This window comes from Allobosea lathyri (assembly GCF_900108245.1).
In the GTDB taxonomy this organism is placed as follows: Bacteria; Pseudomonadota; Alphaproteobacteria; order Rhizobiales; family Beijerinckiaceae; genus Allobosea; species Allobosea lathyri.
On record NZ_FNUY01000005.1, the window covers coordinates 37,463 to 50,618 of the forward strand.

Here is a 13,156-nt window from a genome sequence, read left to right on the forward strand (position 1 = left end):
CCCATCAAACCCGGGACGGTTCGGACATGACCCTCACCACGGTACCCAAGACCGGTCATCAGACCTTTCTCTATTCCGAACTCGCCACCGATCTCGACACGCTCAAGGCCGACATCGCCTTTCTAGGCATCCCCTATGGCGATGCCTACAGCGTGCCCGAGATCGTCAACGACCAGAGCAACATGCCGGCCGCGATGCGCCGCGCCAGCGACAGGATCGTGCGCTCGATCGAGCGCTATGATTTCGATCTCGGCGGGCCGCTCTATGACAACCGGCCAATCCGCGCCGTCGATTGCGGCGACGTCGCCGCCGATATCGGAGACCTGAAAGGCCATTACGGTCGCGCCGAGGCTGCGGTGCGCAAAATCCTCGCCGCCGGCGCCATGCCGATCGTCATCGGCGGCGACCATGGCGTGCCGATCCCCGTCCTGCGCGCCATGGATGGCGAAGGCCCGATCACATTGATCCAGATCGACCAGCATCTCGATTGGCGCGACGATGTGAACGGCGTGCGCGAGGGCTATTCGAGTCCGATCCGGCGGGCGTCCGAGATGGCGCATGTCGGCGAGATCTTCCAGATCGGCCTGCGCGCCACCGGCAGCGCGCGCAACGAGGAGGTCGAGGCTGCCCGCGCCTATGGCGCGCATCTGATCAGCGCCTACGAACTGCACGACCACGGCATGGAAGCCGTGCTCGACCGGATCCCGGCTGGTGGACGCTACTACCTCACGGTCGATCTCGACGGGATGGACCCCTCCATCGCGCCGGCCGTCGCCGGCCCATGCCCGGGCGGCGTCACCTTTCCGCAAGCCCGCAAGCTCATTCACGGGCTGGTTGCGAAGGGCCGCGTCGTCGGCATGGATGTGGTCGAGATCACGCCGCGCCAGGACGTCAACCAGATCACCTGCATCACGGCCGGGCGCTTGATCGTCAACATGATCGGCGCGGCGGTTCGTGCCGGCTATTTCGAGGCGCGCGCGTGAGCTTCGCTCCCGAAGCGATAAAGGCCGCGATCGCCGCGCAGCGCGCAACGGTCGAGCACTTGTTCGATCGGCTGGCGCAGGGAAGCCAGGGCGAGCCCGGCATCATGCGCGACACCTATGGCGCCGGCGAGAATTTCGCGCACCGGCTCGTCGCCGCGCATGGCGCCGACGCCAGGCTCCGGGTCAGCCATGATGCCGCCGCCAATACCTATCTGACCTGGCCGGGCAGCGAGTCTTCAGCGCCCCGCATCCTGATCGGCTCGCATCTCGACAGCGTTCCGCATGGCGGCAATTTCGACGGGGCGGCCGGCGTGGTCGCCGGTCTCGCCGCCATAGCCGCGCTCCGGGAGTTGGGCCTGCAGCCCCGCTGCAACGTGACCGTGATGGGCATCCGCGCCGAAGAGAGCGTCTGGTTCGAGGTATCCTATATCGGCAGCCGCTCGGCCTTGGGCACCTTGCCCGACAGCGCGCTTGAAGCCAGGCGGATCGATACGGGCCGCAGCCTCGCCGACCACATCGATACATGCGGCGGCGATAGCCAGGCGATCCGAAAGGGCGATCGGGAGCTCGATCCGGCCGGGATCCGCGCCTTTCTGGAGGTGCATATCGAACAGGCGCCGAGCCTGTTCGATGCCGGCCTGCCCTTGGCGATCTGCTCGGGCATCCCCGGCAATTTCCGCTATCCCAACGCCAGCATCACCGGCCGTCACGATCATGTCGGCACGCCCAGGCGCTTCCGGCACGACGCCGCGATGGCCGGCGCCGAATTCGCGATGGCGCTCGACCGCCTATGGGAAGAGCAGGAGGCAGCCGGCATTCCGCTGGCCATAACCTTCGGCCGTTTCCACACCGATGCGGAGGTCCACGGGCTGACGACGGTTCCCGGCCTCTTCCATTTCAGCCTGGACGTGCGCGCCTATGATCCCGCCGTGCTGGCCGACACGGAGAAGCGGATGCTGGCGATCATCAGTGAGATCGAGGCCCGGAGAAAGGTCCGCTTCGAACTCGGCCGCCGCGCCTCGGCAAGCGTAGGCATGGTCGATCCCGCGATCGCCTCGGAGATGCAGGATGCGGCGACGCGACTTGGTATCGCCTCCACCAAGCTCGGCAGTCCCGCCTCGCATGATGCGGCTGCCTTTGCAGCGGCGGGCGTTCCCGTCGGCATGATCTTCGTGCGCAACGAGCATGGCAGCCACAACCCGCGCGAGCATATGGAGATCGATGATTTCCTCGACGCCTGCGCGGTTCTGGCGAGCTGGATTGCGGATCACGCCGCTTGAAGGTGCTAGCGCCATGATGGCGGACGGCGCACGCGATCCGGTCGCGCGCTGGCCCCAGCGACGGCGCCCGTCGCGGCGAGGCTCACCTCACGGCGATGATGCCGATCGCCATCGCGACGGCGGCCTGTGTCGGGTCGATCACGGGAATGCCGAGCGCCTCTTCGAGCGGGCGGCGATGGCGCGCCATGCCGGCGCAGCCCATCACGATAGCGCCGGCACCGTCTTTCTCCTTCAGTTCGCGGCCGACCTCGATCATCCGGTCGAGCGTGCGGTCTCCGGTTGCCGTCTCGGCGACCGACATTTCGAGCGGCCGCTCGCCGGCGAGCCTGTCCATCAGCCCCATCTGCCGGAGATAGCGGATATGGCGCGGAATCGAGCGGCTCTTGATCGCGATCACGCCGAAACGGTCGGCCCGGGTCAGCGCCGTCAGCACGCCGCTTTCGGCGATGCCGAAGACCGGGCTGCTCGTGCCCTCGCGGGCGACATGCAATCCGGGGTCGGAATAGCAGGCGATCACGAAGGCATCGACGTCGTTGGCGGCCTCGATCCGGCGACGCAGCGGAATCGGCACGCTGTCGGCATGCTGCTGGGTCTCGATGCCGAAAGGGCCTTCCGTCAGCGTCTCGCAGATGATCTCGGGCCCCTCCGCGAAGCACAGCGGCCTGACCGCCTGGCGCAGCCCTTCCGTGACCGCCTCGTTGGAATTGGGATTGATAACGAGGATGCGGGCTCTGCGCGACATGGTGCCTTGTCCGTTGCAGCTATGCTTGAATCGTCCTGGCTTCCATCATCGGCCCCCGCGCCCACCGCGTCCAGCAGGAGAACGACATGACGACCCAGCCCTATGATCTCGTCATCCGTGGCGGCACGGTCGGGACGGCATCCGGCGCCTTCGAGGCCGATGTCGCGGTGCGCGACGGAACGATCGCCGCCATCGGCTCAGGGCTGGCGCAGGGCGCCCGCGAGATCGATGCGCGCGGCAAGCTCGTGCTGCCGGGCGGCATCGATACGCATGCCCATGTCGAGCAGGTCTCGGCTGGCGGCCTCCTGAATGCCGACACCTTCGAAAGCGCCACGACCTCGGCGGCCTTCGGCGGCAACACCACGCTGATCTCCTTTGCCGCACAGCATCGCGGCAATGATCTTCGAAAGGTCGTCGACGATTATTCCGTCCTGGCGAAGCGCGGCGCGCTGATCGACTACGCCTTCCACATGATCGTCGCCAATCCCGACAGGAAGACGATCGAGACCGACCTGCCTGCGCTGATCAAGGAAGGCCATGCCTCGATCAAGGTCTTCATGACCTATGACCTGATCAAGGTCGATGACGAGCCGCTGCTCGACCTGCTGCTGACCGCCCGCGAGAACCGGGCGCTCGTCTGCGTCCACGCCGAGAACCACGGCATGATCTCCTGGATGGGCAGGAAGCTGGTCGAACGCGGCTATACCGCGCCGAAATACCATTCGATCAGCCACCCTCGCGGCTCCGAGGCCGAGGCCTTCACCCGTCTGATCACGCAAGCCGCGCTGATCGACCAGCCGATCATGATCTTCCACGTCTCGACGGCGGAAGGCGCGGCGGTCATCCGGCAGGCGCGTGGCCAGGGCCTCAAGGTCTTCGCGGAAACCTGCCCGCAATACCTGTTCCTGACCAAGCACGACCTCGACAAGCCCGGGGTCGAGGGCGCCAAATGGATGTGCTCGCCGCCGCCGCGCGAGGTCGCGGACCAGGATGCACTGTGGCAGGCGCTGGCGCTGGGCGACATCCAGACCATCTCGTCAGACCACGCACCCTATCGCTTCGACGAGACCGGCAAGCTCTCGGCGGGGCCCAATCCGAATTTCAAGCAGATCGCCAACGGCCTGCCGGGACTGGAAACCCGCCTGCCGCTGCTGTTCGACGCGCTGGTCTCGAAAGGTCGGCCGGAATTCGCCGGTCGCGGGATCGAGGCCTTCGTCGAACTCACCGCGACGGCACCGGCCGCGCTCTACAATTTGCCGCGCAAGGGTGCGATCCAACCAGGCTTCGACGCGGATATCGCGATCTGGGATCCGCAACGCGAGGTCACGATCAGCGACGAGCTGATGCATGATCTGGCGGGGTTCACACCCTTCGCAGGGCGAACGGTGAAAGGCTGGCCGGAGCGCGTCATCCTGCGCGGGCAGGATGTCGTCGCAGCCGGCGCACTCAAGGCGGCGCCGGGCTCCGGTCGATGGCTGGGGCGGACCGGCGGGCGAGCGGCCGAGCCGACCGGAAGGCTCACCCTCGACATGGATCCGGCGACCAATTTCGGGGCCAACATCCTGTGACGTTGCGCGCGCGGCTATAAGCGCGCTGAATAATCAGCCCGGCATTTTAATTCGATCGGCGGCCTGCCTCTCACTACGCTTTGCCATCTTGCCAAAGGCGGCGCGCGCCAACGCGCGGAGTCTTGTCTGTGCGAGCGCCCATCTTGGGCAGGTGCCTTTCTTGCATCTGCCGCGCGGCTTGAGGCGAGACCTGCTCCAGACCTCGGGGGCAGCAGAGATTGCTGACGATGGAGACATGATGAGCCGCTTCGCCACCGCCCCCTCCGCTCTGCCTGGCGCCGGAGCCATTCCTGTTTCCGGCGCCGTGCGCGCCGGCGAGCGCGTTTTCCTCAGCGGCGCCACCGCGCTCCAGCCCGATGGCAGCGTCATCGGCCATGGCGATCCGGCAGCGCAGACCCATGCAGCTCTCGACACGCTCGAAGCCTCTCTCAAGGCGGCCGGCGGTTCGCTGGCCAGCCTCACCAAGCTCACCACCTGCATCGTCGACCGCGACTTCCGGGCCGGCGTCTACGGCGTGATCGCGCAGCGGCTGCCCAATGTCCGCCCGGTCAGTACCGGCCTCGTTGTGGCCGGGCTCGCTTTGCCGGAGCTGATCGTGCAGATCGACGCCGAAGCCGCGATCCCGAGCTCTCCTCCCCGCCATACCCGGCCCTATACCTTCGAAAGCTGGCACGGGCAGGGCTTCCCCTGGCAGGGCGCGATGGTGCTCGCCAGCGACGAGGAGTTCTTCGTGCGCGGCCAGACCGGTGCGGGCCTCGACCATACCGGCATCAAGGCGGCCGGACGCACGCCGGAGGATGCCGGCGCACAGACTGATCTCGCTCTAGCGAACCTCGCCACGCTGCTCGCCGAGGCCGGCGCCTCGATGGAGGATATCGCCAAGATCACCGTCTATATCAGCGATCGCGGCTACCGTTCCGCCGTCTACCCGATGATCGGCAAGCATTTCGGGGGCATCCGGCCGGTCTCGACGGGCATCGTCACGACGGCCTTCGCGCGGGCCGATATCCTGTTCGAGATCGACGTCACGCTGCTGCGCAAACAGGGCGGCAAGTCGCATCAGCGGGTGCGACCCTATCATTCCAGCGCCGCGCGCTATGGCCATCAAGGCCAGCAGCTCGATTGCGAGTTCTGCATGGCCGTCGTCGCGGGTGACCGCGTGCTCCTGCGCGGGCAGACCGGCATGGGGCTCGACGAGGTGTTCTATGGCGCCGGCGATGCCAAGGCTCAGGCCGAGCAGGCGATGGACAATGTCGAAACCCTGCTGGCGGAAGCCGGAGCCGGGCTGGAGGATGTCGCCAAGGCCACGGTCTATGTGACCGACCGCGCCTATCTCGCCGAGGTCAACGCGGTCGTCCTGCGTCGTCTCGATGGCGTCGCGCCTGCCTTCACCACCGTCGTGGTCAAGGGGCTCGCCAGCCCGGAGCTGCTGATGGAAGTCGATATCGTGGCTATCAAGAAGAGCTCCCGATGACGTTCTCGCTCGCCGGCCGTTGCGCCCGCACCGGCATGTTCGGCGCGGTCGTCACGACCTCCTCGATCGCCGTCGGCTCGCGCTGCTCGCATGCGTCTGCCGGCATCGGCGCGGCACTGACGCAGCACATAACGGATCCGCGGCTCGGGCCGCTGATGCTCGACCTGCTGGGGCGGGGCTTCAGCGCGCAGCAGGCGATCGATTCCGTCGTCGCCGCCACGCCGCGCAGCGACTGGCGCCAGCTCGCGCTGATCGACAAGGAGGGGCGAACCGCCTCGTTCAGCGGCGCCAGCGTCAAGCCGGAACTGGCGGAAGCCCATGGCCTCGACTGCGTCGCGCTCGGCAACATCGTTCGCTCGGCCGAGGTGCCGGCCGCGATGGTGAAGGCCTTCGAGGCCGACCCCGCCGCTCCGCTGGCCGCGCGCCTGATCGCCGCGCTTGCCGCGGGCGACGCCGCAGGCGGGGAGTGCAAGCCGCTGGTCTCGACCGCGCTCGTCGTCGCCGACCGCCAGCCCTTTCCTTATGTCGACCTGCGCGTCGACAGCGATGCCGATCCAATCGCGACGCTGGCGCGGCTCTGGCGCGAATACGAGCCGATGGCGGAACTCTATGTGGCGCGAGCCCTCGATCCGGAGTCCGTCATCACGCCCTGATCTTCGATACCGACCAAACAAAAAGAGGGGATACCAATGCGACGACTTCTATCCGTACTGGCCTTCACGCTGGGCCTCTCCACCGCCGCCGCCATCGCGCCGGCCTTTGCCCAAGGCACGGTCCGGGTCGCGCTGGGCACCACGCTCAGCCAGCTCGACCCGGCCAAGACGACGATCGGCGACGAATACGTCTACGTCCATCTGGTGTTCAACGGCCTCTCGCGCATCGATCCGGACATGACGGTCAAGCCCGACCTCGCCGAGAGCTGGAGCGCTTCCGACGACCTCAAGACCTGGACCTTCAAGCTACGCCAGGGCGTGAAGTTCCACCATGGCCGCGTCATGAATTCCGAGGATGTCGTCGCCACGATGAAGCGCATCCTCGATCCGGCAACGGGGTCGCGCTCCCGCACCAGCCTGTCGATGGTCGACAACGTCACCGCGGTCGATCCCCTGACAGTGAAATTCGACCTGAACATTTCCTATGCCGGCTTTGCCGACATCTTCGCCGACCGCAACCTGCGCATCGTGCCCAAGGACAAGCTCACTGAGCTGTCGACCAACCCGATCGGCACCGGCCCCTTCATGTTCAAGTCCTGGTCGCCCGGCGACCGTCTCGAACTGGTCAAGAACCCCGATTACTTCGAGAAAGGCCTGCCCAAGCTCGACGGCGTGACGCTGCGCATCGTGCCTGAATCGGCGGCGCGCATCGCCGCTCTGGAATCGGGCTCTCTCGATATCGTCTGGAGCATGGCCTACGAGTCGGTCGACAAGTTCAAGAACCATCCGACCGTCCGCACCGACAGCGTCTCGACCCCGACCTGGGACGGCGTCATCCTCAACAACGACCGCCCGCCCTTCAACGACGTGCGCGTGCGGCAGGCGCTGGCCCTGACGATCGACAAATCCGCAATCGTCGAGCTCGCCTTGTTTGGACAGGGCGACCCGACCTTCAGCCCGATCCCTCCCAGCCATCCCTATTTCAACAAGTCGCTGCCCTTCAATCCGCCCGATATCGCCAAGGCGAAGAAGCTGCTGGCGGAAGCCGGTTTCCCCAACGGGTTCGACGTGCCGATGCAGGTTCCCCAGGAGCGCGAGCAGCGCGTGCGCGTCGGCGTCGCCGTGCGCGACATGGCCAAGGCCGCCGGCATCCGCATCAATGTCGAGCGGGTTCCCTTCGCCTCCTACACCGCCAATGTCGCGGGCAAGGCGCAGATGTATGTCGACGGCTATTTCGCCCGGCCGACCATCGATACCGCGATCTATCCGTTCTACCATTCGACCGGAAGCTGGAACAAGCAGCTTTGGCTCTACAAGGACGCCCGCGTCGACCAGCTCCTCGACGAGGCCCGCAAGACCAATGACGAGGCCGCGCGCAAGGCGCTGTTCGAGAAGTTCCAGGCGGTGGTCGAGGAGACCGTTCCGGGAATCATCGCCTACTCGGCCGCGCATGTGAACGGCGTCAGCAAGAAGGTCGAAGGCTTCAAATCGACCCCGATGCAGTGGCTGGAACTGAAAAGCGTCTCGCTGAAGCCCTGAACGGAAACAAGCCTGCCCCCGCCCGGCGCGCATGAGCGCCAGGCGGGGTGGCAGCGCATTTCCGCGCAAGACCACCTCACGCCAGGAGCGGGCAGTCATGGTCGCATATGTCGCAAGGCGCCTCGTCTTCGTGGTGCTCGTCCTCGTGGCGGTCTCGATGCTCGTATTCGGCATCACCGCGCTTTTGCCTGCCAACGTCGCCTATCTGATCCTGGGCTCCTTCGCGACGCCCGAACAGGTGCATGCGCTGGAGCTGAAGCTCGGGCTCACCGATCCGATCTGGCAGCAATATCTGCGCTGGGCCGGTGGTTTCCTCAGCGGAAATCTTGGCGAGTCCACACTGATGAACCGGCCGATCGGCCCGATCCTGGCGGAGGCTATCGGCCGCTCGCTGATGCTGACCGGCGTATCCTTCGTGCTGATCGCCGTGATCGGCGTCGGCCTGGGCATCGTGGCGGCCCTGCGCCATGGCCGCCCGCTCGATCATGGCATCTCGGTCGCGACCTATCTCGGCATCGCCGTGCCGGAGTTCTTCTGGGCGATCGTGGTGATCGTCATCTTCGCGTCCTGGCTCGGCTGGCTGCCGGCCTCGGGCTACGAACCGCTTTCGGCCGGCGTCTGGGAATGGGCCAAGCACCTGATCGCGCCAACGATCACGCTGGTCTTCGGTCATCTCGCCCATGTCTCGCGGCTGACCCGGTCGAGCATGATCGAGGTGATGCAGAGCCCCTATGTCACCGCTGCGCGCGCCAAGGGCCTGCCCGAACGCGTCGTCGTGCTGCACCACGCGCTGCGCAATGCGCTGCTGCCGACGATCACCGTGCTGGCGCTCGATTTCGGGCGGCTGATGGGCGGCATCGTCGTGGTCGAGACCGTCTTCGCCTATCCCGGCCTGGGCCGCCTCGTCGTCTTCTCCATTCAGAACCGCGACCTGCCGACGCTGCAGGCGGCGATCCTCGTCGTCGCCGCGATCTATGCCTTCGCCAATCTTCTGGCCGACCTGCTTTACGCCCGTTTCAACCCAAAAATCCGGTTTGGCCGCAATGTCGCGTAATCCCGCCCCCGCCATGACCACCGCGAACCCTGCCTTGCAGGATGTGCTGCAAGACGCCCCCGCCGCGCCGCCGCGCAAGCCGATGTCCCTGCAATTGAAGGCCGGGCTTGCGATCACCGGCGCCATCATCCTGCTCGGCCTGCTCGCGCCCTGGATCGCCCCGCATCCCTGGGACACGATCTCGATGCGCACGCGCTTCCTGCCGCCGAACGCAACCTATTGGCTCGGCACCGACGAATACGGGCGCGACGTGCTCAGCCGCCTGCTGATGGGCACGCGGCTCTCGCTCGCCATGGGCGTCAGCGCGACCGTCGTGAGCCTTGCGATCGGCGTGCCGATGGGCCTCGCAGCCGGCTATTTCCGGGGCTGGATCGACGAGGCGCTGATGCGCGGCGCCGATGTCCTGATGGCGGTGCCGCCGATCATGCTCGGCCTACTCGTGCTGGCTGTCACCCCTCCGGCCCTGTGGAAGACCGCGCTCGCCGTCGGCTTCGTCTACATTCCGCCGATCGCGCGGCTCGCCCGCAGCGTGACGCTCTCGCTTGCCAATGAGGAATTCATCCAGGCGGCGCGGGCGCGGGCGGAGAGCACCTCCTACATCCTGTTCCGCGAGATCCTGCCCAATGCCTGGCCGCCGCTGATCGTCGAGGCGAGCCTGCGCGTGACCTATGCGATCCTGCTCGGCTCGGCGCTGAGCTTCCTGGGGCTCGGCGCCCAGCCGCCGAGTTCCGATTGGGGGCTGATGATCTCGGAGGCCCGCTCCTTCCTCGACCGCGCGCCCTGGATCGCGCTCGCGCCGGGCTTTGCCATGTGCCTGCTGGTGATCGGCATCAATCTGCTGGGTGACGGCGCCCGGGAGCGGCTCGATCCGCGCCTGAAGGCGCGCCTGGGAAAGGCCTGAGCCATGCTCGCCATCGACGATCTCACCGTCCGCTACCGAACTGCCGCAGGCGAGATCGAGGCGCTGTCCTCGGTCTCGCTCACCGTAGCGAAGGGCTCGACCCTGGCGCTGGTCGGCGAATCCGGGTCCGGCAAGAGCACGGTCGCGCTCGCCGCCATGGGCCTGCTGCCGCCCGAGGCGCGACTGCCGGCGGGCCGCATCCTGTTCGACGGGCAGGATATCCTGACCATGAATGCGGAAGAGCGCAGGCGGCTGCGCGGCTCGCGCATCGGTCTCGTCTTCCAGGATCCGTTCTCGGTGCTCAACCCGTCGCTGCGCATCGGCGACCAGGTCGGCGAGGGGCTCATTCATCATCGCGGCTTCACGCAGGAGCGTGCCTTTGCCCGCGCGATCGAGCTTCTCGACGAGGTCGGCATCATCAATCCGGAAGCCGTCGCCAAGGCTTACCCGCACGAACTGTCCGGCGGCATGCGCCAACGCGCGCTGATCGCGGGCGCGCTCGCCTCGGAGCCGGAGCTGCTGATCCTCGACGAGCCGACGACGGCGCTCGACGTCACCATCGAGGCGCAGATTCTCGACCTGCTGGAATCCCTGCGCGTTCGGCGCGGCCTGACGATGCTCTTCATCAGCCACAATCTCGGCGTGGTCAGGCGCATCGCCGACGAGGTCGCCGTGCTCTATGCCGGGCAGATCGTCGAGCAGGGCGCGACCGAGGACGTGCTGCAGCGGCCGGTCCACCCCTATGCCAAGGGGTTGCTGGCGGCGATCCCGCGGCTCGGACAGAAGAAGGGCCGTCTCGCCTCGATACCAGGCCGCCTCCCCGATCTGCGCAACCCTCCCACTGGCTGCCGCTTCGCACGACGCTGCCCCTTCGCGACGCCCGACAGCGAAGCGCCCCAAGTGCTGCGCGACATCGGTGCCCGCAAGGTCCGCTGCACACAAGCCGAGGCTCTGCGGGACATCGCCTGGCCGGTGCTGGGCGAGGACGCGCCGTCCTCCCCGGTCGTGCGCGCAGCAGATGCAGCCCCGGCGGTGACAGAACCGGTGGTCGCGGTCGAAGGGCTGACCAAGCGCTTCGTCCTGAGCAATGGACCGCTCCGCTTCGAGGGTTGGCGGCCGATGAGGACGCCGGTCATCATCTCCCCGGTCGACGACATCTCGCTGGAGGTCGCAGCCGGCGAGGTTCTGGGGCTTGTCGGCGAATCCGGCTCCGGCAAGACCACTCTCGGCCGCACGATCCTGCGTCTGACCGAAGCCAATTCGGGCACGATCCGCATCGCCGGGGAAACGGTCTCCGACAAGCCGCAGCGCGCGCTCGAAAGCATGCGGCGCACCGCGCAGATCGTGTTCCAGAACCCCGATTCCTCACTGAACCCGCGCAAGACCATTCGCGAACTGCTGGGGCGGCCGATCCAGCGCTTTGGGCTTGCTGCGCCTGGAGACATCCCGGCTCGCGTCAATGCGCTGCTCGACCTGGTCAGGCTGCCGGCCCATTACGCCGACCGCTATGCGCATCAGATGAGCGGCGGCGAGAAGCAGCGCGTCGGCATTGCCCGCGCCCTGGCGACCGAGCCGCGCTTCATCGTCTGCGACGAGCCGGTCTCGGCGCTCGATGTCTCCGTGCAGGCGGCAATCGTCAATCTGCTCGCCGATCTGCGCGACAGGCTCGGCGTGGCCTATCTCTTCATCTCCCACGACATCTCGATCGTGGCCCATCTCGCCGACCGCATCGCCGTGATGCATCGCGGCAAGATGGTCGAGATCGGGTCTGCGGAGGAAGTCATGCGGGCACCCAGGCACCCCTATACGATCAAGCTGCTTTCAGCGGTGCCACGCGTCGACGGGCCCATACACGGGCGGGGCCCGACAGCGGTTTCGTCCGAAATCCTGTCCGCCTAGCGCAGCGGCGGCGCGTAGAGGATGCCGCCTGTGCTCCAGAGCTGGTTGAGGCCACGCGGGATGCCGAGGCGCGACTGGACGCCGAGGTTGCGCTCGTAGATCTCGGAATAGTTGCCGGCAGCGCGGACAGCGCGGAGGGCGAAGTCGTTCTCCAGGCCGAGCATCTTACCAAGCCCGCCCTCAGTGCCGACGAAACGGCGCACATCGGGTTTGCCTGAAGCCATCGCCTCGACCGCAGTCGCCGAGGAAACGCCGAGCTCCTCGGCATTCACCAGCGCGAAGTTCACCCATTTGACGATGTTGAACCAGGGGAAGTCATCGGCGCGCGTGACCGGCCCGAGCGGCTCCTTGGAGATAACGTCAGGCAGGATGACGGCCTCACCCGGCTTGCCCAGCTTCAGCCGCTCCGCAAAGAGTGCCGATTGATCCCGCGTCAGGACATTGCACCGGCCCGCCTCGAATGCGCCCAGCGCCTCCGCGCTGGTCGGAAAGGCGTGCTCCTCATATTTCATCGCATTCGCGCGGAAGAAATCGGCGAGATTGGCTTGTGTGGTCGTTCCCGCCTCGACGCAGACCTTGGCGCCTTCCAGCTCGAGCGCCGAGGTCACGTTCAACGCGCGCTGCGCCATGAAACCCTGGCCGTCATGATAGGTCACGCCGGCAAAGGCGAGCCCGAGACCGGCCTCGCGCTCGAGCGTCCAGGTCGAGTTCCGCGACAGCAGATCGACCTTGCCGGCCCGCAGCGCGTCGAAACGGTCGCTGGCGGAGAGGGGCACGAAGCTGACCTTCGAGGGGTCATTGAAGATCGCGCCCGCCACGGAGCGGCAGAAATCGACGTCGAAGCCCGACCATTGACCCTGCGCGTTCCGCTCGGAAAAGCCGTAGAGGCCTTCGCTGACACCGCATTGCAGGACGCCGCGTTGCTTGACCGTATCGAGCGTCCCCGCCGCAGCGGGCAGAGCGGCGGCGCCCAGGACAGCAGCTCCCAGACAGGCGAATGCGTATCGCGCGTGGGTCTTTACCGCGTTCAGCATGAGTATCGATCCCCGTGACAAGAATGAAC

General features: G+C 66.7%; 11 protein-coding genes. 9 read left to right on the forward strand and 2 right to left on the reverse strand.

Features of this window, described 5'->3' with window-relative positions:
* The first annotated feature begins 26 nt into the window (after nucleotides 1-26).
* Nucleotides 27-983, forward strand: coding sequence for an agmatinase (locus C4S73_RS13105; protein ID WP_103872967.1), 957 nt, complete (start codon nucleotides 27-29; stop codon nucleotides 981-983).
* Nucleotides 980-2,263 (forward strand): hydantoinase/carbamoylase family amidase, encoded by a 1,284-nt coding sequence (locus C4S73_RS13110; protein ID WP_103872968.1) that lies wholly within the window; start codon nucleotides 980-982, stop codon nucleotides 2,261-2,263. Before C4S73_RS13105 ends, C4S73_RS13110 begins: the two co-directional genes overlap by 4 nt.
* Nucleotides 2,264-2,345: 82 nt before the next feature.
* Here the strand turns inward: C4S73_RS13110 and C4S73_RS13115 are convergent, their stop codons facing one another.
* A complete protein-coding gene (locus C4S73_RS13115; protein ID WP_103872969.1) occupies nucleotides 2,346-3,005 on the reverse strand; it encodes an aspartate/glutamate racemase family protein in 660 nt (219 codons plus the stop codon).
* An 86-nt stretch (nucleotides 3,006-3,091) separates the two neighbouring features.
* On the opposite strand from C4S73_RS13115, the gene hydA reads away from it, so the two are divergent.
* The 7 genes from hydA (at nucleotide 3,092) to C4S73_RS13150 (ending at nucleotide 12,093) form a co-directional block, all read left to right on the forward strand.
* Nucleotides 3,092-4,573, forward strand: a complete 1,482-nt coding sequence (gene hydA, locus C4S73_RS13120; protein WP_103872970.1) for a dihydropyrimidinase — start codon at nucleotides 3,092-3,094, stop codon at nucleotides 4,571-4,573.
* Between the two features lie 238 nt (nucleotides 4,574-4,811).
* Nucleotides 4,812-6,047, forward strand: a complete 1,236-nt coding sequence (locus C4S73_RS13125; RefSeq protein ID WP_160115765.1) for a RidA family protein — start codon at nucleotides 4,812-4,814, stop codon at nucleotides 6,045-6,047.
* On the forward strand, nucleotides 6,044-6,700 hold the full coding sequence (locus C4S73_RS13130) for a DUF1028 domain-containing protein (RefSeq protein WP_103872972.1): 657 nt from the start codon (nucleotides 6,044-6,046) through the stop codon (nucleotides 6,698-6,700). Before C4S73_RS13125 ends, C4S73_RS13130 begins: the two co-directional genes overlap by 4 nt.
* A 36-nt stretch (nucleotides 6,701-6,736) precedes the next feature.
* Nucleotides 6,737-8,239, forward strand: coding sequence for an ABC transporter substrate-binding protein (locus C4S73_RS13135; RefSeq protein WP_103872973.1), 1,503 nt, complete (start codon nucleotides 6,737-6,739; stop codon nucleotides 8,237-8,239).
* A gap of 97 nt (nucleotides 8,240-8,336) precedes the next feature.
* Nucleotides 8,337-9,293, forward strand: a complete 957-nt coding sequence (locus C4S73_RS13140; RefSeq protein ID WP_103872974.1) for an ABC transporter permease — start codon at nucleotides 8,337-8,339, stop codon at nucleotides 9,291-9,293.
* A gap of 13 nt (nucleotides 9,294-9,306) precedes the next feature.
* Nucleotides 9,307-10,194, forward strand: a complete 888-nt coding sequence (locus tag C4S73_RS13145) for an ABC transporter permease (RefSeq protein ID WP_200828010.1) — start codon at nucleotides 9,307-9,309, stop codon at nucleotides 10,192-10,194.
* 3 nt (nucleotides 10,195-10,197) lie between these two features.
* Nucleotides 10,198-12,093, forward strand: coding sequence for a dipeptide ABC transporter ATP-binding protein (locus C4S73_RS13150; protein WP_103872975.1), 1,896 nt, complete (start codon nucleotides 10,198-10,200; stop codon nucleotides 12,091-12,093).
* Here the strand turns inward: C4S73_RS13150 and C4S73_RS13155 are convergent.
* Nucleotides 12,090-13,127 carry an amino acid ABC transporter substrate-binding protein gene (locus C4S73_RS13155; protein WP_103872976.1) on the reverse strand — a complete coding sequence of 346 codons (1,038 nt, stop codon included), beginning with the start codon at nucleotides 13,125-13,127 and terminating at the stop codon, nucleotides 12,090-12,092. The genes C4S73_RS13150 and C4S73_RS13155 overlap by 4 nt on opposite strands.
* Nucleotides 13,128-13,156 lie beyond the last annotated feature (29 nt).